Origin of the sequence: Virgibacillus aidingensis (assembly GCF_010994035.1) — a bacterium.
GTDB lineage: Bacteria > Bacillota > Bacilli > Bacillales > Amphibacillaceae > Virgibacillus_N.
Window position 1 is genome coordinate 90,370 of record NZ_WIXN01000010.1, and the last position, 22,740, is coordinate 113,109.

General features: G+C 41.5%; 25 protein-coding genes. 6 read left to right on the plus strand and 19 right to left on the minus strand.

The features are described 5' to 3' along the window. Nucleotides 1-44: 44 nt before the first annotated feature. The 3 genes from GHD25_RS10440 to dapF form a co-directional block, all read right to left on the minus strand. The gene (locus tag GHD25_RS10440) at nt 45-752 is read right to left on the minus strand and encodes a Crp/Fnr family transcriptional regulator (protein WP_164216557.1); all 708 of its coding nucleotides are present in this window, start codon (nt 750-752) and stop codon (nt 45-47) included. Nucleotides 753-831: 79 nt separating this feature from the next. Then, complete coding sequence (locus tag GHD25_RS10445; RefSeq protein WP_164216559.1) at nt 832-1,188, minus strand: HesB/IscA family protein; 357 nt, start codon at nt 1,186-1,188, stop codon at nt 832-834. Between the two features lie 111 nt (nt 1,189-1,299). Next, complete coding sequence (gene dapF / locus GHD25_RS10450) at nt 1,300-2,160, minus strand: diaminopimelate epimerase (RefSeq protein ID WP_462943614.1); 861 nt, start codon at nt 2,158-2,160, stop codon at nt 1,300-1,302. A gap of 483 nt (nt 2,161-2,643) precedes the next feature. Between dapF and GHD25_RS10455 the strand changes: the two genes are divergently transcribed. Further along, nucleotides 2,644-2,868: a NifU family protein gene (locus GHD25_RS10455; RefSeq protein WP_164216677.1), complete on the plus strand. Its 225-nt coding sequence runs from the start codon at nt 2,644-2,646 to the stop codon at nt 2,866-2,868. A 72-nt stretch (nt 2,869-2,940) separates the two neighbouring features. On the opposite strand, the gene GHD25_RS10460 is transcribed toward GHD25_RS10455, so the two are convergent. Both GHD25_RS10460 and GHD25_RS10465 read right to left on the minus strand, forming a co-directional pair. Further along, a complete protein-coding gene (locus tag GHD25_RS10460) occupies nt 2,941-3,909 on the minus strand; it encodes a 2-hydroxyacid dehydrogenase (RefSeq protein ID WP_164216562.1) in 969 nt (322 codons plus the stop codon). Nucleotides 3,910-4,005: 96 nt separating this feature from the next. Further along, entirely contained in the window at nt 4,006-4,977 is a 972-nt protein-coding gene (locus GHD25_RS10465; protein ID WP_240452302.1) for a protein kinase family protein, read from the minus strand. Between the two features lie 87 nt (nt 4,978-5,064). On the opposite strand from GHD25_RS10465, the gene GHD25_RS10470 reads away from it, so the two are divergent. After that, nucleotides 5,065-5,577 carry a phosphatidylglycerophosphatase A family protein gene (locus tag GHD25_RS10470; protein WP_164216564.1) on the plus strand — a complete coding sequence of 171 codons (513 nt, stop codon included), beginning with the start codon at nt 5,065-5,067 and terminating at the stop codon, nt 5,575-5,577. 165 nt (nt 5,578-5,742) lie between these two features. Here the strand turns inward: GHD25_RS10470 and GHD25_RS10475 are convergent, their stop codons facing one another. The 3 genes from GHD25_RS10475 to GHD25_RS10485 all read right to left on the minus strand — a co-directional run bounded on the left by GHD25_RS10475 (nt 5,743) and on the right by GHD25_RS10485 (nt 7,802). Beyond that, nucleotides 5,743-6,513 (minus strand): TIGR01457 family HAD-type hydrolase, encoded by a 771-nt coding sequence (locus GHD25_RS10475; protein WP_346426785.1) that lies wholly within the window; start codon nt 6,511-6,513, stop codon nt 5,743-5,745. 198 nt (nt 6,514-6,711) lie between these two features. Next, nucleotides 6,712-7,350 (minus strand): helix-turn-helix transcriptional regulator, encoded by a 639-nt coding sequence (locus tag GHD25_RS10480; RefSeq protein ID WP_164216567.1) that lies wholly within the window; start codon nt 7,348-7,350, stop codon nt 6,712-6,714. Nucleotides 7,351-7,361: 11 nt separating this feature from the next. Next, on the minus strand, nt 7,362-7,802 hold the full coding sequence (locus GHD25_RS10485; protein WP_164216569.1) for a DUF86 domain-containing protein: 441 nt from the start codon (nt 7,800-7,802) through the stop codon (nt 7,362-7,364). Nucleotides 7,803-7,913: 111 nt separating this feature from the next. Between GHD25_RS10485 and GHD25_RS10490 the strand changes: the two genes are divergently transcribed. Next, complete coding sequence (locus tag GHD25_RS10490) at nt 7,914-9,350, plus strand: amidase (RefSeq protein ID WP_240452303.1); 1,437 nt, start codon at nt 7,914-7,916, stop codon at nt 9,348-9,350. A 74-nt stretch (nt 9,351-9,424) separates the two neighbouring features. Then, the gene (locus GHD25_RS10495) at nt 9,425-9,718 is read left to right on the plus strand and encodes a hypothetical protein (protein ID WP_164216571.1); all 294 of its coding nucleotides are present in this window, start codon (nt 9,425-9,427) and stop codon (nt 9,716-9,718) included. 27 nt (nt 9,719-9,745) lie between these two features. On the opposite strand, the gene GHD25_RS10500 is transcribed toward GHD25_RS10495, so the two are convergent. Further along, nucleotides 9,746-10,018, minus strand: coding sequence for a YutD family protein (locus tag GHD25_RS10500; RefSeq protein ID WP_164216573.1), 273 nt, complete (start codon nt 10,016-10,018; stop codon nt 9,746-9,748). Nucleotides 10,019-10,409: 391 nt separating this feature from the next. On the opposite strand from GHD25_RS10500, the gene GHD25_RS10505 reads away from it, so the two are divergent. Then, nucleotides 10,410-10,964 carry a YhcN/YlaJ family sporulation lipoprotein gene (locus GHD25_RS10505; RefSeq protein ID WP_164216575.1) on the plus strand — a complete coding sequence of 185 codons (555 nt, stop codon included), beginning with the start codon at nt 10,410-10,412 and terminating at the stop codon, nt 10,962-10,964. A gap of 196 nt (nt 10,965-11,160) precedes the next feature. Next, complete coding sequence (locus tag GHD25_RS10510; RefSeq protein WP_164216577.1) at nt 11,161-12,135, plus strand: M23 family metallopeptidase; 975 nt, start codon at nt 11,161-11,163, stop codon at nt 12,133-12,135. Nucleotides 12,136-12,207: 72 nt separating this feature from the next. On the opposite strand, the gene GHD25_RS10515 is transcribed toward GHD25_RS10510, so the two are convergent. The 10 genes from GHD25_RS10515 to sufD all read right to left on the minus strand — a co-directional run bounded on the left by GHD25_RS10515 (nt 12,208) and on the right by sufD (nt 22,736). Next, nucleotides 12,208-12,303 carry a MetS family NSS transporter small subunit gene (locus tag GHD25_RS10515; protein ID WP_164216579.1) on the minus strand — a complete coding sequence of 32 codons (96 nt, stop codon included), beginning with the start codon at nt 12,301-12,303 and terminating at the stop codon, nt 12,208-12,210. Between the two features lies 1 nt (nt 12,304). Continuing rightward, nucleotides 12,305-13,840 carry a sodium-dependent transporter gene (locus tag GHD25_RS10520; RefSeq protein WP_164216581.1) on the minus strand — a complete coding sequence of 512 codons (1,536 nt, stop codon included), beginning with the start codon at nt 13,838-13,840 and terminating at the stop codon, nt 12,305-12,307. A 399-nt stretch (nt 13,841-14,239) separates the two neighbouring features. After that, the gene (yunB, locus tag GHD25_RS10525) at nt 14,240-15,031 is read right to left on the minus strand and encodes a sporulation protein YunB (protein WP_164216583.1); all 792 of its coding nucleotides are present in this window, start codon (nt 15,029-15,031) and stop codon (nt 14,240-14,242) included. A gap of 269 nt (nt 15,032-15,300) precedes the next feature. After that, a complete protein-coding gene (locus GHD25_RS10530; RefSeq protein ID WP_164216585.1) occupies nt 15,301-15,603 on the minus strand; it encodes a YunC family protein in 303 nt (100 codons plus the stop codon). A 100-nt stretch (nt 15,604-15,703) separates the two neighbouring features. After that, nucleotides 15,704-17,101 carry a bifunctional metallophosphatase/5'-nucleotidase gene (locus tag GHD25_RS10535; protein WP_164216587.1) on the minus strand — a complete coding sequence of 466 codons (1,398 nt, stop codon included), beginning with the start codon at nt 17,099-17,101 and terminating at the stop codon, nt 15,704-15,706. A 12-nt stretch (nt 17,102-17,113) separates the two neighbouring features. Further along, nucleotides 17,114-17,926 (minus strand): sulfite exporter TauE/SafE family protein, encoded by an 813-nt coding sequence (locus tag GHD25_RS10540; RefSeq protein WP_164216589.1) that lies wholly within the window; start codon nt 17,924-17,926, stop codon nt 17,114-17,116. Between the two features lie 422 nt (nt 17,927-18,348). Continuing rightward, nucleotides 18,349-19,746, minus strand: coding sequence for a Fe-S cluster assembly protein SufB (gene sufB, locus GHD25_RS10545; protein WP_164216591.1), 1,398 nt, complete (start codon nt 19,744-19,746; stop codon nt 18,349-18,351). 41 nt (nt 19,747-19,787) lie between these two features. After that, nucleotides 19,788-20,219, minus strand: a complete 432-nt coding sequence (sufU, locus tag GHD25_RS10550; RefSeq protein ID WP_164216594.1) for a Fe-S cluster assembly sulfur transfer protein SufU — start codon at nt 20,217-20,219, stop codon at nt 19,788-19,790. Then, nucleotides 20,209-21,429 (minus strand): cysteine desulfurase, encoded by a 1,221-nt coding sequence (locus GHD25_RS10555; RefSeq protein ID WP_164216596.1) that lies wholly within the window; start codon nt 21,427-21,429, stop codon nt 20,209-20,211. Before GHD25_RS10555 ends, sufU begins: the two co-directional genes overlap by 11 nt. Beyond that, complete coding sequence (sufD, locus tag GHD25_RS10560; protein ID WP_164216598.1) at nt 21,429-22,736, minus strand: Fe-S cluster assembly protein SufD; 1,308 nt, start codon at nt 22,734-22,736, stop codon at nt 21,429-21,431. Before sufD ends, GHD25_RS10555 begins: the two co-directional genes overlap by 1 nt. Nucleotides 22,737-22,740: the final 4 nt, after the last annotated feature.

The following is a 22,740-nucleotide window of genomic DNA, read 5'->3' on the forward strand; positions in this document are numbered from 1 at the left end:
GGTTATTATTTCAATTTGACGGGAAGGATTAAGGATTCACCAAGTTAACCTGCCGCCAGTTCTGAAAGTGCTTCCTTATCCAATATTGTTATATTTCGATGGCCCTTTTGCTCAATCCAGCCGTTTGTCTGGAAATTGGATAATCTTCTGCTGATTGTTTCCTGGGTAGTGCCTAAATAGGATGCCAAATCCTTTTTGCTCATTGGAAGGATAATTTCCGGTGACTCCTTCTCTTCGGAAAGCCGCAGTAAGTAACCGGCAGTTCTCATTTCCACATCTTTTGCACTGAGCTGGCCGACCAACCGCTCCGTTTCATCCAGCCGGTTGCTGAACTGCTCCAGAATTTTCACGGCAATGGAAGGATGCGTCTGCATCAATTTTTGCATGTCATCCCGATGAATGGCACAGATTTGTGTTTTTTCCATTGCCTCTGCGTAGCTGTCCAGTTTTTTTTCTGTAAACAGGGCAAGTTCCCCCATGAATTCACCAGGTTCCAATATGCGCAGGAGCTGCTCTTTGCCTGACTCAAACAGCTGATAATTTTTTACCCTGCCAAGGTGCACAATATACAAATACTCAAGAGGATTTCCCTCACTAAATATAATTTCCCCTTTTTTAAAATTCAAGTGTCTGCTCACCATAACAATTTCAAGCATTTCCTCTGTACTCAAATGATTAAAAAACGGAACTTTCGCTACACATAATTCTTTACTGTCTATTAATTGTTTATGCCGCTCGGATATTTCGCTCATCCATTTTTCCTCCTGTTATATCTTGTAAAAAAAACGATAAGAAAAGCTGGAACGATTACCTCCGCTCCAGCTTGATCCGTTAACAATCCCCGGGTGCACCTGCTTTATTCTTAGTTCTGAATGAAGATCCGCACCCGCATGATACAATGGCATTTGGGTTATCTATGCTGAACCCGCCGCCCATCATGTTTTCTTTAAAATCTATGGTTGTGCCTTCAATAATGGGAATATCCTGGTTATTTAGGACAACCGGAATGTCATTAATTTCATCCAACGTTTCCAGTTCATCGTTAAAATCATACTCAAAACCTAATTTATAGGATAATCCGCTGCAGCCGCCGCCCTCTATTCCAAAGCGCAGGCGGGCGCCTTCTGACTCGTCTTTCATCATTTCCTGAATTTGCCTGCTTGCATTATCCGTAATAGTAATGGTCATGACTAGGACCCTCCTATCCAAGAATTTAATTCAATTTTTCCGAGCAAGTACTTCTCTCTTTATAATAATTATAGTATACCTTTGCTGTTGCAATCAATCAACCATTTAGCTTTATGAGGGCAATGAATAAACACCTTTGGCGATTATTTCTGCACCGCCTGTCATAAGCACATCGGCTTTTTCATCCCAAGTGATCGTTAAATTGCCGCCCTGCAAGTGAACGGCAGCAGGCTTCTTTTCATCTGTATAGCCGTTTAATGAAGCAGCGACCACTGCTGCACAAGCCCCTGATCCACACGCCGCTGTGAAGCCTGACCCGCGCTCCCATACTTTAAGATTTATAGTGTTATTGGCAGAAACCTCAGCGAACCCCACGTTTACTCCCTCAGGAAAACGGCGGTCTTTTTCAATCGCCGGCCCAAGTGACTTAATTGGTGCATCTTCTATATTGTCAACGAAAAATACAGCGTGCGGGTTTCCCATTGAAACAGCGGTCAGCTTCAGTTTTTCGTCAGCCACTATAAATGTTTCGTTAATAACATGAGGTGAATCCTCTCCCATCATCGGGATTTCCGGCCTGCGCAGAAACGGCTTGCCCATATTAATGGTTACCATATTTACTTTGTCATTTTCCACTGTGACTGAAGCTTCCGCCACATTTGCTTTTGTTTCTATACTGAACGTTTTTCCGGAAACCAAACCATTTTCATAGGCATATTTTGCTGTACAGCGGAGTCCGTTTCCACATGTTTTTCCTTCCGTGCCGTCCCTGTTAAAAATTCGCATGCCCACATCCGCGTTTTCACTGGGCTGAATGAGAATAAGGCCATCGGATCCAATACCTGTATGAACATTGGAAATTTCTTTGGCGATAGCAGGAAGCCGCGGTGCTGCCAGTGTTACACGAAATGCATTTACAAAAATGTAGCTGTTCCCAGTTCCATGCATTTTTACAAAAGGTATATCCATTATTTGTCCTCAATTCTTTACGCTTGCAACTCTATCCTAGTTGATCAAGTTTCTCATAAATTATTTCTCAAATGTGAGATCCCGTAGTCGACATTTCCTATTTTCGAATACAATGGGATAAAACATCACATCTTTGGTTATTTTTTCTATAAAATTCTGATGTTTTTCTACCTGCCGCGGCAGTTCTATACCGCCAATTCAGCCGGCACCGGCCCATCACTTATTCTTTCCAGCAGCAGTCTGAGCCGGCTCATACGTATTCTTTAAATCAGGTTCCTTAAAACAGTGCATCATCTGCTTTCTTCCATATAATCATTTTTTATTCTTTACAAGATAACCTTTCTTTAAAATGATGGTTTCTTTTATTTTACAAAATCTTTGTGAAAAGATAAAATAAAAGTAATTGATGGAGAAAATATTTGTAAATGGATAGATTTTTATCTGTATTCGTTCTATAATAAGAGATAAGAAAGGAGAAGATGGATGATGCAAGAGCAAGTACAAGAAGTATTGAACAAGCTGCGCCCATTCTTACTTCGTGATGGTGGAGATGTGGAACTGGTCGATGTTGATGAAGATGGCATTGTGCTTCTTCGCTTGATGGGAGCTTGCGGAAACTGCCCGAGTTCAACCATTACATTAAAGGCCGGCATTGAGCGTGCCTTGATGACTGAAGTTCCTGGAGTAACGGAAATCGAACAGGTATTTTAAAAACATAAACATATACAATGAGGCTGTGTGCAGTTTTTGCGCCAGCCTCATTTTCATTATCTGTTCACTGCCCTAATACTCCACCGGTGTTTTAGGACCTCTCCCTGTAAAAAAGCCACCGATATTCTCCAGACAAAGGTTCAGCATCGCAGATCTTGTTTCCTCACTGGCTGAACCTATATGCGGCATACAGACGATTTCTTCCAGCTGCATAAAAGGATGATTTGCAGCAATGGGTTCATTTTCAAATACATCCAGGCCTGCTCCTTTGATTTGCTTTGTCCTTATAGCTTCTGCTAAATCTGTTTCGTTCACTACCCCGCCACGGGAAATGTTGATAAAAATAGCGGAGTTTTTCATTTTTTTAAATACCTCGGCATTAAATTTGTGCTTCGTATCTGCTGTTAACGGAAGGACCGAAACGACAAAATCCGATTTCGCCAGCAGTGTCTCAAAATCAGCATAGACTGCCTGTAATTCTTTCTCAGCTTCAGGCTTACGCGACCGGTTGTAATACACTACAGACATGCCAAAACCTTTCGCACGTCTGGCAATAGCCTTTCCGATCCTGCCCATACCAGCTATGCCTATCGTTTTATGATGAATATCAGAACCGGCAAGTAAATAAGGAGACCAGTTTTTCCATTCATCTTTTCTTATATACTGATTTGCCTCTATCATTCTTCTTGCCGCAGCCATCAATAGGGCAAACCCGAGGTCTGCGGTTGTCTCTGTGAGCACATCCGGTGTATTTGTAATAATGACGCCATATTTTCCGGCTGCATCCACATCAATATTATCGTAACCTACCGCCATGTTGGCAACGATTTTTAAGTCAGGGGCCCGCTTGAGCAAATCTTCATCAATTTGATCCGTGAGTACACATAATAAACCGTCTGCCTGCCTGGCTTCTTTTTTCAGCACCTCCCTGGGCACAGCCTCATCTTCTTTTTCCCACATACGAAAATCAAATTTTTCATTATAGGGGTCTAATAGTTTATCCGGGATTTTCCTGGTAATATAAATGCGCGGTTTTGCCATTTCTTTTCCTCCAATCACTTTTGCTGTTACACTTAGTGTACCATAGTGTTCGTGATGACATCATTGCAAGTTTTACAAGATTGCCATGGAGGAAAATTACAACCAGTGCAGTTCCGGAATATCCAATGTTTCCCTTTCAATACCTGCATCTGCAAAAAAGGTTTTGAGTGTTTTTTCATATCTATCCTGCTGTTCCAGAAGGTATTTAAATTGCGTATATTTTTTTTCCTCATCCCCTGAACTGGGAGCGTAGACTGCATCAAAAAAATGAATGGGAAACAAAAGCCTGGCATACAGCAACCGCCAGCTGAAAACTGATAAAGGACGGACAGACTGGTAATCGCGCAAAAACTGATGAATATTTTCTTTATTTTTGTTATGTGTTATGCTGTAACGTATAGATTCAGCCACATCTCTTACCGGGTGATCGTACACTAAATCATGTGTCCAAATGAATGGCTGGTGCAGCTGGTTAACATATCTGCTGAAGGCGACCGTACCTTCATCTGATTCATGAAAGCGATAGTCCTTTTCGCTTTCCTGCAAAAACTGGATGGCATTTTCACTTATCCCAATGATGTATGGTAAACTGTCCATAACCAGTAAATTTAATGGAGAAGAACGTTGCATTGCCTCCTCCGTCACCCCATGTTCAAATTGGGTTAGTTTATGGATCCACAATTCTTTCCACTGTCCATAGCTGGAGACATGCTGTGGTTCATAATGATAATTGGAACCTGTCTGATGAAAATGGGCAAGTGTTTCACCGGGAGTGGCTTCCGATACCCGGGAATACCGGTTAGCCCGGATCACCATATACGTTCTCTCCTGGTGGGCAGTAAACCAGTCGCCATGCACATTTTGAATTGGAACTGCCGTCTGATCATATTGGTTTTCCGTTAAAAAATAGGCCAAAGCAGCCTGTTCCATGTATAAGACTTCTCTATTGTCTGCCGGAATGATAAAATAAATATATTCAGACTGTTTATATCCCTCTTTTCCATTAATCTGCCGTTTTTCCTCTGTCTGAATCTCGTAATGTGAAAGAAGCATATTTCGAAAAGGCAAATCGATTCCCCCTTTAAATCACATTACTAATAATGTATGAGTAATGATGTTTATTTTTAACTGAAATTTTAAATGAGAGGTGATTTTATGGAAAAAAATACGAATCAAAGTGAATTGGAACAACAGGCAAGAAAATGGCTGGCCGACCGGGGAGTTGGCTTGGATGATATTGCAGAACTTGTATTTTACCTGCAATCCAAGTACCATGACGAACTGAAAATGGAAGACTGCAGATATAATGTGGAACGTGTTCTTACCAAACGCGAGGTGCAAAATGCAATATTGACAGGGATTCAGCTGGATGTACTGGCAGAGCAGCAAAAGCTGGATCAGCCCCTGCAAAAAACAATTGATACGGATGAAAGCCTCTATGGCATTGATGAAGTTATTGCATTATCCATTGTAAATGTGTACGGTTCCATCGGAATGACAAATTATGGTTATATTGATAAACAAAAGCCAGGCATACTCAAACGGTTAAATGACAAATCCAGCGGTGAAGTGCATACATTTCTCGATGATATTGTCGGTGCCATTGCTGCAGCAGCATCAAGCAGGCTCGCTCATGCTACGGCGGATGATGCCCTGCTGGATGATTAGTTTGCTAAAATAAAAGACATGTCCCTTGTATTTTGGGAGCATGTCTTTTTTAGCAGGCAGTCCTTCCTTTCCCTCAGTTACCATCGACTAGATGAGTGTCACTTAGCTATGTGCATCTGTTTTATAGCTCAGCTGCTGCCCGGAAAAATTAAAAACTATATTCACTCAAATAAACGCCATCCATTCACGCAAGTCAGCCACATGATGGGTCGGCTTTTTCTCCAGTCCCGGCAGTTCTTCCTTCCGGGTCACTCCGGTAAATACCATAATTGTATCTATCCCCGCATTGATCCCTGCACGGATGTCTGTATGGTAATTATCTCCAATCATCGCTATATCCGTCTTTTCCAGGCCTAATTTGCTTAAAGCAGCTTCCATAATAACAGGCTCTGGTTTCCCTACTGCAATTGGTTCTACTCCTGTACTCACAGCAATCACGGAAGATAAGGCTCCATTCCCCGGCAAAAGTCCCCTTTCCGTAGGTATTGCTGTATCACTGTTCGTTACAATAAAAGCAGCGCCTTTTCTTATAGCCAGGCAGGCTTTAGCATATTTTTCGTATGTAATATGCCTGTCGATCCCCATTACGACAAAATCGCAATTATCGTCATCTGTAATACTAAAACCTCCATCTTCCAGCGCCTCATGGAGCCCTTTCTCCCCGAGCAGATAACAACTGGCCCCCTGATTTAAACCCTTTAAATACATCGCTGCTGCTACACTGGAAGTGACCACCTGCTCCTGTGTGGCAGGCACTCCCATATCATTCAGTTTTTGCGAAATATCCTTCTGGGACCTTGAGGAATTATTCGTGATAAACATATATGGAGTTCCATTTTTATGTAATTTTTTCACAAAATCCCTTGCTGATTTAATTGGCTCACTGCCGCGGTACATCGTTCCATCCAAATCGATTAAATATCCTTTATATTTCAACACTTATCCCTCATTTTCACGTCTTTTTCATTTTTATCATTATTAAAAAGTTGATTTCCTGCCAGTCTATGGGAGAAACGAGTTTGGACAACTACCATGGTTATTATATCCCTGATAGCCGAAGCCTTAGTTGCACTTATGCAGGTAAGAAAGTTTTAGTTTGCATTTTCTTACCTGCCAAAAAAACCAAAAGGAAGATCAATGCATTCCTTCTGGTTTTTTAATAACCCATCTGCAGAAATTATGCCCTTTCGTAATTAACGACTCGGAAATAACCTCACTGGCGGGAAAAACTCCTTCAAATATCTTTTTTTCATTCACGCAAACCTGATTATAAGTACTGGCAATATTGGCAATCGGACAATTATAGTTTGTAATAATATATTTGCCATCATCGGATTGCTCGAGTTCAACCATATATCCTTTCTGATTTTGGATATTCGCTACCTTGCTTATTTTCTCTTCAAAATTGTCTTGCCCGACCAATTTTTCCATTTCGCCCTTCTCTCTTTCCAGCCGTTTGGACAAAAGGGAATTGACTGCTTCTTTACCCTGAAGCTCCTCCAGATCCTGCAAAAGCTCCAGCGGCAATTGTGCGTACTGATTTGGAAACGTGCTATGGCCCTTTTCAGTAAGTTCATAGGTAAAATAAGGACGGCCCAGTTCCTGTTTTACTGTATTCTTTTTAATAAATCCCTGTTGCTCCAGCTCATGAATATGTTTTCTTACCGCGATTTCCGTTATCGTGAAACCCTCCATGATTTTACCTATCGTGCAAACCCCATCTTTTTTAAGCTTATTTAACAGCTTTTGCTTTGTGGAAGTAATTTTTTTCATTCCTCTCACCTTCATATCTGTTTTGAAAATGCATTTGCTACTCCCAGCTCATTATTCAAATAATCACGGATATGCATACTGAATGTCTTCAGTACAGTTTGATGCTTTGACAGTGCTTTTCCCAAAAACACATGATCTACTGCCGTATAGTCATTCACCAGCATTTTCCTCAGTTGTATAAAATGCTTATAAGCTTCTTCTTCTTCTTCAGGAAGGACTTTTTCATCAATTAATATATCAATGATATCCTCATAACTGCCCGGGTCACGCATAATAAACCCGTCAATCATCATATTGCCGACATCAAGTATACTTTCAATTAGCAGGTGCACCGCACGTTCCAGAGCCAGATTATCCAGAAAGGATGAAAATGATTTTCCCTTTACTTGCTCTAAAATTTCCTCTATAAATATAAGTGTCTCTTCAATTTTACTTCTGTCAACAAAATACATATTGGTACCTCCATCAACTTGCTCTAGTGCTATTATACCACATCTGGCATGTATATTTCAGCCAATCATGGTATAGTTTAGAAAAAGGTAACATTTCCAGGGGGATTAAAAATGAGCATACATCCAACCCATAATAATGATATTCTCGCCATGGATGCAACTGATATTGCAGCCTATATTAAAAAGGGAAAAGTATCTGTTTATGAGGCTGTTACTACTTATATCGAGCATATTGAAAAAATCAATCCTTCCCTCAACGCCATGGTGGAAACCAGATTTACCAAAGCGCTGGAAGAAGCAAAAGAAAAGGATGAAATTCTAAAAAAAACCACACCATCTTCCCCTTTATTTGGTGTGCCGATCAGTATCAAAGAGTCCTTTCATGTTGCTTCCATGAAAACAACCGGAGGCCTTGTATATCGCCATGACCTGATTTCCCGGATAGATGCTGAAGCTGTTTCCAGGTTAAAAACAGCCGGCGCAATCATTCTCGGAAAAACGAATACACCTGCGTTATGTTTTTGTCAGGAGACGGAAAATAAACTATATGGCAGAACGAACAATCCGTGGGATAGTAACCGTACTGCAGGCGGCTCCAGTGGCGGTGAAGGTGCCCTTCTTGCTGCCGGGGGAGCTGCTGCCGGGCTTGGGTCCGATATTGGGGGTTCCATCCGGTTACCTAGTCACTTTAATGGTATAGTCGGTTTTAAACCGGGCATGAACAGTATTTCAATGGAAGGGCATTTTCCCCAGGCAGGCACCGAGCTGCAAAAAAGGATGCTGAGTGCAGGTCCTATGGGTAAATCGGTCCGTGACATGGAGCTTCTTTATCAACTGCTGTCAACACGGAAAACGCAGGCTGGCATATTAAGTAATTTTAAAATTGATATATTGTCCGACAATATGGATTATCCTTTAACTGAAGATACAAAAGTATTTCTGGAAGACATCCATGATTTTTTGACCGATTCCTTTCTCACAAACCGGCGTGTGCCGCCTTATTTCGAAGACAGTGCTTTATTATGGCAGGAAATCATGTCGAGTGATGGAGGCAAATTGATGGAGAAGGAAGCCTTTAATAATGATCGTTCCAATGTATTTAAGGCATACACAAAAGAAAAAATGACGCAAAATACTGCGATTCACCCTTACCTGTCCTGGGCGATCATAGGTGCCAAACTGTTTAAACCTTCCAAAAGCAGAATGCGGGAAATACAGCGGATCCTTTCAAAAGGAGATCAGGAAATACGCAACTATTTGCATAACCGAATACTCATTTTTCCGGTTTATCATACTGGTGCCCCGGAACACGGAAAGGTTTTCCAGGAAATATTTTCAATTCGGAAGACATTTTTGCAATTTATGCCATATGTAGCTTATGCAAATGTATGGGGATTGCCATCCTTGACTATACCTGTTGGCCGTGATCAAAATAATATGCCCATTGCTGTTCAGCTGATGAGCAGTGTCGGGAATGAGAATGCGATTTTTCGTCTCGGTAAAATGCTGGAAAGAAAATTCAGAGGTTATATACGTTGTGACAGATAGAATCAGCGCCATTTAATGGACATTATATTTCCTTTCTTCATTGGTTATGCTAATGGGAGAAAGGGTGTGGGAATATGTCTCGCAGAAATGTGAAGAAGTTCTCTGATTTTTCCAATGTGCATGATTTGAAAAACAGCATCATACCGGAAGAGTTTCCGGAAGGTTCTTTTGGATCTCCTATTGACCAGGAAGAGCCTGTTTACAACAAATCCACCCCATGGGAAAAAGGGCAGCGGCGCGAAAGTGCATTTGTGTATCCTTATAAAGAAATGCATGAGGATCTGCCGCGTCAAACACCCGGAGCACATATCATTCATGATGAATCCGGGGATGTCCATCCGCAGCACGAAGAATTTGATGAAGGGTAGCAGTCGTGCCTGCTGCCCTTGTATAAATTAAACCTTTTTTTTAATTACAAAATAAGCACACCCAAAATTACAGTATTCATATAAATAATCATCCAATGCACCGATTTTTGAATCGATTGGCGCTTTTTTATGATCATCACGGTAAAAGCCTTTGAGCCGCAATTGGTCGTAACCCCAATCCCCTACAATATAATCATATTTTGCCAGCACTTCGGAATAACGCTCCTCAATTGCTTCTTTCTGAAATCCGTCTTTTATATTTTCGATGAGGTCATATTGTTTCCCCTGTAATTCAATCATGCTTATCACCCCCGCTTGCTGCATCTAGTTTACCATATACCTGTCACGAAAAACCAGACATTTTCAGCTTTATCGTCAGACATAACAACTTGTACCTGGGCGGATACAGCAAAGCATAAATTGACCTGTCTGAAAGCCATCTCCATTTTCTTCAATGGAAAATATTCTGCTGACAATATCTAATTTAATTTTGACTTCTATAAGCTCAAATTAAAGACATGTTTATCCATTTCTTTTCCAGCTGTCTCTGCTGAGGATATTTACCTAATATTCTGCTCTATTTGCCTTCTATGTGCTTATATTCGTGGTTTGGAAAGCCAATTATTTTCCGTATGAATTTTGCGGAAAAACATAAGCTAACAGAGAAAATACTTGGAAAAGGATGAAACAGATGAAGAAGATAAACATAGCGATATTTATTATGCTGTTCATCATTGCCGGTTGTGACAGAACCAATAATACATTGGATGAAAGGGAACAGCGTGTTAATGAACTTAACCCCGAAAGAGAGGAGCACCAGACACCAGGTGACCAGGAGATAAATGACCAGTTGGGATACGTTCATTATACACAGGAACAATTTGATCGAAATCAGGATGATGACCGGGTAGTGACTATGGACAGGAATGAAATGGCGAGTATGATTACACGCATTATTTTGCGCAATGAAGCATTTAATCAAGTTGCCACGCTTGTGACGGGCGATGAAGTTTTGATTGCGTATGAAATTGATGATGGCATGGATGAAAATAATGCAGCGGAAATTGCCAGGAAAACAGCAGAATCCGTGATGCCAAGATACTTTGATATTGTAGTGTCCGATAACCCTTCATTAATTCCTGATATACAGAGTCTGCATATTTCCGAAACGACCCGACCAAACTACCAGAATACCATTGATAAAATTGTCGAAGAGATGAAAACGTCGCCCCAAGGTGATGAATAAACACAGTGCTCTATGTAAAATAAACACTGACTAGCTGGCAGGATTTTTTATACAAACATGCCTGTTTATTAACGAAAGAACTATTTTCTTGCAGTTCTTTCGTTATTCCATGTTTTTGTGGAATAAAGTGCCACTTATAAAGCAATCCTATGTTGCAAAAGCTACGTATTGTTACAACAAACAAAGGGTGAAACATATGAATCCTACAAAATATATGGTCATTTTCCCCATACTGCTAGCCATGTTCTTTTCCTCGGCTGTTTCCTCTGAAAAGGCAATTGCGGAGGAAAATGAGGCATCGGTTCATGAGCAGAGAATGGCTTTATTTAAAAAAACGGAAGCATTGACACAAATACCATGGTATTATTTTGCTGCTATTGAAAATTATGAACGGAATATAAAAAAAGATGAAGATGAAGAATTAATAAATATAGAAATTGAGCCTGAGAGCTGGTTTGGACCAGGTAACATTTCCAGGCTGACAGAAGAGCATGTGATAACGGTCCATGATGGAGTCGGAAAAGACGGAAGCGGCAATGGTCATGCCGACCCTGATGATCCAGAAGATGTCTTATATACTATGGCTCAGATTTTATTGGAATACGGCAACACAAGAGATGAAATAAAGATTGCTTTATTTAATCATTATAAGCGGGATTTAACGGTACAAACCATTATGAATACGGCAAAAGTTTTTCATACATTCCAGGATATTAATCTCACAGACCGTTCTTTTCCTCTGGCAACCGAATATAACTATACCTACCACAATACGTGGGGAGACCGGCGCGGATTTGGCGGCTTGCGCATCCATGAAGGGACAGATATTTTTGCCGATTATGGCACCCCGGTTAAATCGACAACATATGGTGTTATTGAAATGATGGGCTGGAATCTATACGGGGGATGGCGAATTGGCATCCGTGACATTTTCAATATTTATCATTACTATGCCCACATGAGCGGCTACGAAGATGGTGTGGAAATCGGCCAGGTAGTAAAGCCTGGTGACGTGCTTGGCAGTGTAGGATCCACCGGTTACGGCCCGCCGGGAACTTCAGGGAAATTCCCGCCGCATCTCCATTACGGCATGTATAAAGATAATGGACGTTCAGATTGGTCGTTTGACCCGTACCCTTATTTACGAAAATGGGAGCGGATGGAAAATTAAAAGGAAGAGGCTTCACGTGAATGTGAAGCACTCTTCCTTATATTTGAGGTTATGAACCTGATTAGCTTATGCTTAGCGCTTTTTTAAAGCGTGCCAAATGCTTGCTCCAAATCCGCCCCATATAATGATCACACCAATAATCATAACAACTATGGCTGCACCACTCATATCATTGTGCCTCCTCTGATTTTGATTCACTTTTACTTTGTGGGTCATTTCTCCATTTAAACAGAGTCATCACAATTCCTATTACTAGAGCTGCGATGGCAACTCCCCATCCTCCCCAGAGAATGAATGTATCGGAATAGCCTTCATAATTCCCGGTAGGTGTATCAAACTGTCTCATCAGATTCTGCCTGAACAGGTCAATCATCATATAACCGAGCACAACAGGAGTAATCCCGGCAATCGTTACTGTCCACCAAGGGCCAAGACGAATGTCGGAAATTTCATCTGCATGGGTACGCAAGTTTTTCACTTGACGCAGTATCCATGCGATCAGAATTACTTCCACCAGACCGAGCAGTGCTACACCAAACTGGTTGATGAAGTAATCTGCTGCATCCAGGAAAAACAAACCGCCCTGAGTAGCATATAACAGGGAAATAAGTGCTGCTGCTCCGCCACCAAACATTACTGCCTTAGCTCTGCTGATATTAAATTTATCAACCAGCCCAGCAACATAGGTTTCCGTAATGGATATAAGCGATGATAAACCCGCTAGGACAAGTGAAGCAAAGAAAAGGAAACCAAACAGGCTATTTAATCCCGGAAATTCATTAATGATAGCCGGGAATACCACGAAGGCCAAACCTACCCCGCCTGCTACTACTTCATCAATCGGCACTGCTGCCTGCACTGCCATAAACCCAAGTACCGCAAATACGCCAATACCTGCTAAAAGTTCAAAGCTTGAGTTACCAAAACCAACAATAAAAGCGTTATTGGTAATATCCGATTTTTTACCCAAATAACTGGAATAGGTAATCATAATCGCAAATGCAATGGACAAACTGAAGAATATTTGTCCGTAGGCAGCCACCCAGACATCAGCCGACATGATCTGACTGAAATCAGGTGCAAAAAATGCATTCAGACCTTCCATCGCTCCAGGAAGTGTAACAGCCCGAATAACGATAATTAAGAAAATTACGGCCAATAAAGGAATAAAAATCCGGTTCGCCACTTCAATACCCTTTTTAACCCCTTTAAACAAAACTCCTAAAACAATAATCCAAACAAGAATTAATGGTATAAGTACTCCTGGAACAAAACTTCCAACCTGACCTTCCGCTTCAGCGAGATTCAAATAATCACCAAATAAAAATCCTTCCGTATCCGCTCCCCAGCTTAAATTAAACGAGAATACAGAATACGACATCGCCCAGGCAATAATAACCGAGTAGTATGTTGAAATAACAAATGCTACCAGTACCATCCACCAGCCAATGAATTCGGTATTCTTATTCATTTTCCGAAAAGTCAAAGGTGCCGAACCCCGGTACTTCTGACCCATGGTAAATTCCAGAATAAGAATGGGAATACCTGCTGTCAATAATGCGAATAAATAGGGAATAAAGAATGCTCCTCCCCCATTTTCATACGCCACTGCCGGAAAACGCCAAATATTTCCCAATCCTATGGCCGATCCCATTGCAGCTAAGATAAAACCTGCTCTTGTCCCCCATTGAGAACGCATTTCCATGTGTAGACCTCCTTTTCTCCCCCTTTACAACTATATATATGTCTTGCTGTAAAGTGGAATTCCAAAATTTCTTTTTTTCAGATATTTATGCTTGTATTATAAAGGCAGAAATCCCTATTGTCAAATAATATTTAACTTTTTTAAGAGGGTATTTATTTCGTTAACTGGGAAAAGGTAAAATCATTTTATTATTTCTTCAGTAAAAAATACTCCCGGCGATATGGGTAGCCGGGAGTATCTCAAACCATAATGATATGCTTCAACTGAGTCCACATAAAAACAAAATAAAAGCTGATCATATTTATTTTCCATTTACCGATGCAAGAAATGTTCCTCATAAGTATCTGTTTTACCTGTTGCTTTGGGGCAAACTAATATATTACTGTCCCAGTATATCTCTTATTCAATCTGCCCGTTTTCATCTGAAAATTCTTCACTTGGAATGGCTATTGACGGGTCATCGCCATCGCCACTGTAAAATTCAGGAACATCCCCCATAATGGCACCGCCGTCAATGTAAATTTCTGTATGGACAGTAGTTACCTCAGATGAAAATGGGATTATAATCTGTACATCAGACTCTACATGAACATAAAGCGACACCCAGGATCCATTAATGCCGAGCGGCTCAGTTTCACGAACAATGTTTGTTTTTACATTACCAACCAGTTCAAGGTTTACAGGTACCCTTGGACCTAAATTGGCCAAAACCGTATTGCCTGTCACTTGTCCCAGAGGTATTTCGACAAGAGTGGGATCCTGCATTGCTCTGTCCCCGGCTCCCTCTCCATAATCATATGGTTCATGAAGAGAATAATCATATGTAATCGGGTCACCCCGATTGACGTTCAGGAAAAACTCCTCCACCCTGTCTGTTGCTACTCTGTTTATTTCACTGACAATTGCCGGGTTATGATTATATGTCGCTACATTTCCATCCTCATTATACGTAATTTCCAGAACTTCCGAAAAATCGTATCCTTCCGCAAAACGTACAGCTTGATTAATCGCCCGTGTAGCAATTTCGTCTATTTTGGTTTCTGCAATATCCATTAAAGCCGGTCTAATTCCCTTATCAACAATCCAAATACTCAGTCCACTGAAAACAGCAAAAACAATCAGCGTAATAATAAAAATATTTTTCCCCGGAGGTGATGCAAATTTCTTACGATAGCGTTTTTTAATTCTCAATTCAAAAACCCCCTTAAAACAAAAGTATGCTTGTTTTAAGGGGGCTAGAAGGGAAATTATTATTTTTTAATTCGTTATTCATCTGTCGTGATCCTTCATTAGCCAGCACACTTTACTGTATGCAGTCTTTCAGCAGAAGAACAAAATAACTGCAAATTACCCATGCAATATATTTATTACTTTTGATAACGCATTATTTTCTGTTAGATCATCCAATATATTGTTATGTTCCCCACATAAAATGCATTCACTGAAGGATGTTATGCATATCAGGCGATTTTCAGCAGCGCTTCTTTTCCGGACATCCCTTCTTCCCATCCATAAGCTTTTGAAGCTTCCGTGACTTTTTCCAATGGGGCATGTAATAATTCATCAATTGTTCTTACGCCTGAAGCTCTGCCGGCAATGACCTTTCTGTGTTTGAGCTTTTCATTTAACACATCCACATCCAATGCAGCACACATAATGTAGCCGACTTCATTGGTAATCATCAGCAAATTGGTTTTGGGAAGTTCTACCTTAATAGCTGTAAAATGCATTCCTTCCACTTCTAATGGATTTACGGTTATCATGAATCACACTGCCTCCTTCAAACTGTACATTAATAATGTATGCAGTTGAACAACACAGTGTCACAGCATTGAGGCGTCTCTTAAACACCCTCGCTACCTTCTATGAAGAGAATGTCCTGCGCAGTGTATCAGCCAATATATCACGCAAAAACTCAGGCAGCATATATTGTTTTGTTTCCGATTTGGCAATTTCCGGCAGCAGCCGGCCAAAGGTAAATGTATCCGCTGTGGCAACCGAATAGACGTTATCGGGATCCAATGGTTCATCATGAAATAATACATTTTCCACATGTTCTTCACCATCTTCATGGAATGCCGTTTCCACAGTTAAACCCGAAAAGACCATTCTCCCCAATACTTCCCCGCGAAAACCAAAGCCTTTTAATTTTAATTCCGTAAAGGATTTTGCAAGTGAACCGCGAACGACTTCCAACAGCTCATCGCCTTTTAATTCCACGATACAGGGATTAATTGGGTGCGGACATATCCGGTGAATATCCGAATACGTAATAGCACCGGCTGGAAACTCATCGAGCAGCAGACCTGCATTAAGCATGGCCACATCTGTTTCTGCCCAATGTTTTAATGTATGGGTCAGTTCCTGCATAATTTTTGTTTCTTTGAACCAGCCTACTTCAATGGGGATTTCCGTATGAACGACCACTTCTCCCATAATTTCTGCTGCCCTGTAATTCAGCTGCTGCAGACTTTGCTCTGTTTGTAAATCCTTTGCTAAATGGGAAATTTCCGTAGCATATGCTTCTTTATTTACTAGTTTCTTCTTCTCATGATCCCAAGTTAATATCACTTCCCCGACATGGTAACAATGCTTTCCGGCCGCTGTGATTACAGTATTATTCACATGCTCCCCTGTCCGGAGTAAATGATGAGTATGCCCTCCAATAATCACATCGATTTCCGGAAATCTCCTGGCTATTTCCTGATCTTCACTTATTCCCAGATGAGACAATAAAACGATTACGTCCGTCTTCTCACTTAACCCTCGTATATAAGAATCCAGGACCTGGTACGGGGATGAAACATGCCAGTCCAAAAGTTCATAAAAAGCATTAAAAGGAGCAGTCAGGCCAATAAATCCTACTTTTACTCCTTGTATGGACTTTACTTGAAGTGTAGGCTGCAGCCACGACGGGTCCGTAGGCGTCCGGCTCTCTAAGTTAGCACAAACAACGTGAAAACCTGCATCATCATACAGATGAAATAAGTCCTCATGCGGCAGCGTGATCCCCTCATTATTTCCGATCGTTACGACATCATAATCAAGAGCATTCATTAAGGCAACATTCGCTTTTCCCATATAAGCTTCTGCAATCGGATTCACTCGGTCCACATGATCTCCTGCGTCAATCAGCCAATAGGAAGCATTGACGGCATCCTTCTTTGCCGTTTCTTGCTTTAAATAAGAAGCAACCCGCGGCCACTGGTCAAAATTACTATGTAAATCATTTGTATAATAAAAGTATAATTTTTCCTGCATATTCAAAACTCCTTAGGCCAAACCCTGAAAGATCATCCGGATACCAATGACCACCAATAAAATCCTGAGTACCCATTCCAGTGTGTTACCCGGCAGTCGCTGGTTCACTAAAGCACCCAGCTTGCCGCCAACCCAGGCCCCGGGTATGAAAAAGAAGACATATTCCCATGCGACATGTCCAAGAGCAATATGTGTTGATGCGCCAATCATACTTACAAAGACAATCATAAACATGGAAGTGGCTGTCGCAATATGGATTGGAAAGCCAAATAAGAGAATGAGTACAGGCACCATGATAGATCCGCCGCCAATCCCAAATAAACCGGAAATGGCGCCAACAGCAAGAGACACGATAAATACAATAGGGATGGAAACACGGTAGTAATATGTCTTCCCCGCAATATCGAATGATCGCACCCCTTTTTGCCCTGGGTCTATTTCTTTTCTTTCCGGCTTCAGGAAAAACAGCATGGATATTAAAATGGTAATAATTCCAAAATACAATAAAAAAGCATTGGTATCAAAGAACTGATTAAGCCACGATCCAAATATACTTCCGGGAATACTGCCTGTCAAAAATAACAGCCCTGTTTTATAATCTACTCTTCCCGCTTTAAAATAGGATATGGTAGAAGATAAGGCTGTAAAAATCATGACTATCAATGATATACCAACAATAGTCTGAGGGGTTGCCCAAAAAAATGCATCAAAAAATTCGTGCAAAAGCAAGAGGGCGGGAACAAGAATCAAACCACCGCCCAAACCCATTAAACTGCCCATAAAGGCAGTGATAATTCCAATCAGTAAACAAATTAAAAAAACCAATCATTTCGCCTTCTATCCTATAGATGTTCTCCACCTATACTATCATTGTTAAGTTTAAATTCCCAGCAGGACAAACAGAACAATTAACCGCTTATTCTGCACAGCTGTTTCTTTACTTTAAATGTTCTTATATTTAATAGTAATCTCCATGAACGTTGTCTTCATTCAGTTTATTTCCTTTCATTTTCCTTAATATTTCTGTTATAGCTTCCTAAGTTTACGCTTTTTTCTGTGCGTACAGTTTAAAATAACTATTCATACAATAGAGTGGTTAAAATAGTTGGTTAGGAAAGCACCCGGAGACGATTTAAAAGAAAATCACTTGCTGGGGACAAAGAGGAAAAACATATTCCAGTCCTGGTTCTTTGCTGCTGGTTGAAAAATTAAACCCCTGTCACACAAGTGACAAGGGTTTAAAACGTTTATCCGATAGAACCTTCCATTTCAAAGCTGATTAAACGGTTCATTTCCACCGCGTATTCCATTGGGAGTTCTTTTGTGAATGGCTCAATGAAGCCCATGACAATCATTTCTGTTGCTTCCTGTTCATCCAGGCCTCTGCTCATCAGATAGAACAGCTGCTCTTCGGAAACTTTGGAAACTTTTGCTTCGTGTTCCAAAGAGATATTGTCATTGTAAATTTCGTTATACGGAATGGTATCTGATGTGGATTGGTTATCCATAATTAACGTATCACACTCGATGTTGGAGCGTGCACCATCCGCTTTTCTTCCGAAGTGTACCAGTCCCAGGTAGGATACTTTTCCGCCACCTCTGGAGATGGACTTGGAAACGATGGAAGATGACGTATTTGGTGCCAAGTGATGCATTTTTGCTCCGGCATGCTGCAGCTGGCCTTTACCTGCTAACGCAATCGAAAGCGTGTTTCCGCGTGCACCTTCTCCGCGCAGCAGAATGGATGGATATTTCATCGTTAATTTGGAACCAAGGTTACCGTCAATCCATTCCATAGTACCATTGGCATCCACAGTTGCTCTTTTCGTAACCAGGTTGTATACGTTATTTGCCCAGTTTTGAATGGTTGTATAGCGGCAGTAAGCATCTTTTTTAACAAAGATTTCAACAACGGCACTATGCAGTGAGTTTGTTGTATAAATAGGTGCAGTACAGCCCTCTACATAGTGTACAGAAGCACCTTCATCAACGATGATCAGCGTTCTTTCAAACTGTCCCATATTTTCCGAGTTAATGCGGAAATAAGCCTGTAACGGTGTGGAAGTCTGAACGCCTTTTGGCACATAGATAAATGAACCGCCAGACCATACAGCAGAGTTTAATGCCGAAAATTTATTATCTGTTGCCGGAACTACTTTGCCAAAGTATTCCTTGAACAGCTCTTCATTCTCTTTCAATGCAGTGTCAGTATCTTTAAAGATAATGCCCATTTCTTCCAAATCTTCTTTTAAGCTGTGATAAACCACTTCGGATTCATACTGTGCAGAAACACCAGCAAGATATTTTTGCTCCGCCTCAGGGATTCCCAGCTTATCAAAAGTCTGCTTGATTTCTTCTGGCACTTCATCCCATGTTCTTCCCTGTTTCTCCGAAGGCTTTACATAGTATACAATTTCATCAAAATCAAGCTCGGAAAGATCTCCGCCCCACTGCGGCATTGGACGTTCATAGAAATGCTCCAGCGCTTTCAGGCGGTAATCAAGCATCCACTCCGGCTCTTCCTTCATTCTGGAAATTTCCTCTACAATTTCACGGGTTAAACCTTTTCCTGAACGGAAAACAGAGACGTCTCTGTCTTGAAACCCATATTTATAATCTTCTATTTCAGGCACATTTTTTGCCATGAATTATACCTCCTTAAGGTGTTTTTAAATGACAGTTTCCACTATTCTTCCTTCACACCTTTTTCCATTGCCTTCCATGCAAGTGTAGCACATTTAATCCGTGCAGGGAATTTGGATACACCTTGTAATGACTCAATGTCACCCAATTCCATATCAGTATCAACCTCTTCTCCCAGCATCATCCGGGAAAACACTTCCGACATTTCCAATGCCTCGTCTACGTTTTTTCCTTTAATTGCCTGGGTCATCATAGAAGCGGAAGACATACTGATGGAGCAGCCTTCCCCTTCAAACTTGGCGTCTTTCACTGTTCCATCTTCCACTTGCATTTGCAGCTTGATGCGGTCGCCGCACGTAGGATTATTCATATCTACAGTCAAAACGTCCCCATCAATTTCACCTTTGTTGCGCGGATTTTTATAATGGTCCATGATTACTTGTCTATATAGTGTATCCAAGTTGTTAAAAGACATCACCAAAATACTCCTTCGTCTTTAAAAGTCCTTCTACCAGACGATCAACATCTTCTTCTGTGTTGTATAAATAAAAACTTGCCCGGGCTGTCGCAGTTACATCCAGCCACCGCATTAATGGCTGTGCGCAATGATGTCCTGCCCGAACGGCAATCCCTTCTGCATCCAGTGCAGTGGCAGTATCATGCGGGTGAACATCATCAAGGTTGAATGTGACAAGGGCTGCGCGCTTCTCGGGTCCGTAGATGGTTATTCCATCTATCTTACGCAGCTGCTCCATTGCATATTCGGCTAATTTTACTTCATGTTCTGTTATGGCATCCATGCCAACTTCATTCAGAAAATCAATAGCAGCACCTAATCCAATGGCTCCGGCTATGATCGGTGTTCCACCTTCAAATTTCCACGGAAGCTCCTTCCATGTCGAATCGTAGAGATTAACAAAATCAATCATTTCCCCGCCAAATTCAAATGGCTCCATGTTTTCCAGAAGCTGTTTTTTTCCATATAATACACCAATTCCTGTAGGAGCACCCATCTTATGACCGGAAAATGCGTAAAAGTCACAATCCAGATCAGCCATATCCAGCTTTAAGTGGGGGGCTCCCTGTGCACCATCTACAAGAACTACCGCATCATTTTTATGTGCAATGGCTGCGATTTCTTTCACAGGATTGATGGTGCCCAGTACATTGGAAACATGGGTGATGGCTACGATTTTTGTTCGCTCAGTAATCGTTTCCTCTGCATCCTCAAGCCTTATCGTGCCATCCGGCTGCAGCGGCATATATTTTAACGTTGCACCAGTTGCTTTTGCTGCCTGCTGCCATGGGATGATATTGCTGTGATGCTCCATCGGGGTGATGACAATTTCATCCCCCGAGGCCAGTTTTTCTCTCCCATAACTGGATGCAACCGTATTAATCGCTGTTGTTGTACCTCTTGTAAAAATAACCTCCTGCGTACTTGCAGCATTGATGAAGCGTCGAACCTTCTCCCTAGCCCCTTCGTATTTTTCTGTAGCCCGGGTCCCCAGCGTGTGCACACCGCGGTGAACGTTCGAATTATCATGTCGGTAATAGTTTTCCACTGCATCAATTACTGACTGCGGTTTTTGAGAGGTCGCAGATGAATCAAGATAAACTAAGGGATGTCCGTTTACTTCTTGTTGTAAAATCGGAAATTGCTGCCGTATGGCTTGCACATCCATTAGTATACCTTCCTTTCAATGATTTGTGTCAGCTGCTGTTTCACGGATTCAATCGGAAGCTGATTAACAACAGGCGCCAGGAAACCGTGAATGATCAGGCGTTCTGCTTCTTCTTCCGTAATACCGCGGCTCATCAGATAGTAAAGCTGCATTGGGTCAACACGCCCGACTGAAGCTGCGTGTCCTGCAGTTACGTCATCCTCATCAATTAAAAGGATAGGATTGGCATCACCGCGTGCTTTTTCACTGAGCATCAGTACACGGGATTCCTGCTCAGCATTTGCTCTGGTTGCACCATGTTCGATTTTCCCGATACCGTTAAAAATAGCAGATGCCTGCTCTTTCATTACTCCATGCTGAAGAATATAGCCATCAGAATCCAGACCATGGTTTACAATTTTCGCTGTAAAGTTCTGTGTCTGCTTTCCGCGGCCTACACTTACCGTTTTTGCATTGGAAACAGAGTTGTCTCCAATTAAATGGGTAATATTCTCGTTAACAGTATTTCCATCATTCATCGCACCCAATGCCCAGTCAATGACACCATCACGGTAAGCAACACCGCGGCGGTTATTGTAAGCTGTTGTGCCTGCTGCAAAGTTATCCACGCCGCCAAAGTCAATGTTGGCATTCTCTTTTGCAATTACTTCGGCAACAACATTTGCTACAGTCTCTTCATTATCGTTATGGGAAAGATAGTTTTCAACATATGTTAAAGAACTGTTCTCTTCCGCAACAACGAGTACATGATTAAACATGGATACTTCCGGGTCTTCCTGCCAGAAAATAGCCTGAAGCGGCACATCCACCTGTACATTTTTCGGAACATAGACAAACGCCCCGCCATTCATTAGAGCTGCATGCAGTGCAGTCAACCGGTGTTCATCCATGGAAACCGCATCCTGCATATAATATTTTTTCACCAGATCTCCATGTTCACGCAGTGCGGTGAAAATATCTGTAAATATAACACCTTTTTCTTTTAAGTCATCACTTAGAGATGCATATGCTACAGAGTGATTGCGCTGAACAAGCAGGTTTTCCGGCTTCTTATCCGCATCGAAAAAGTCCTGAAGTTCACTTGGCAGATCCTCTAAAGCAGTAACTGCCTCTCCTGTTGCTGTATGCTTAAATTTACTGAAATTCCATCTGCCGATTTTGGTTTTATCCGGCTCAGGCATGTTTAGTGATTCTGCCTGTTCCAAAGCCTGCAGACGGAAATTCCGCATCCATTCCGGCTCATTTTTATCTTTAGAAAACTGGTCGATATAATCTTTGTCGTATGGCAGCTTTGTTACTACAGTCAATTAG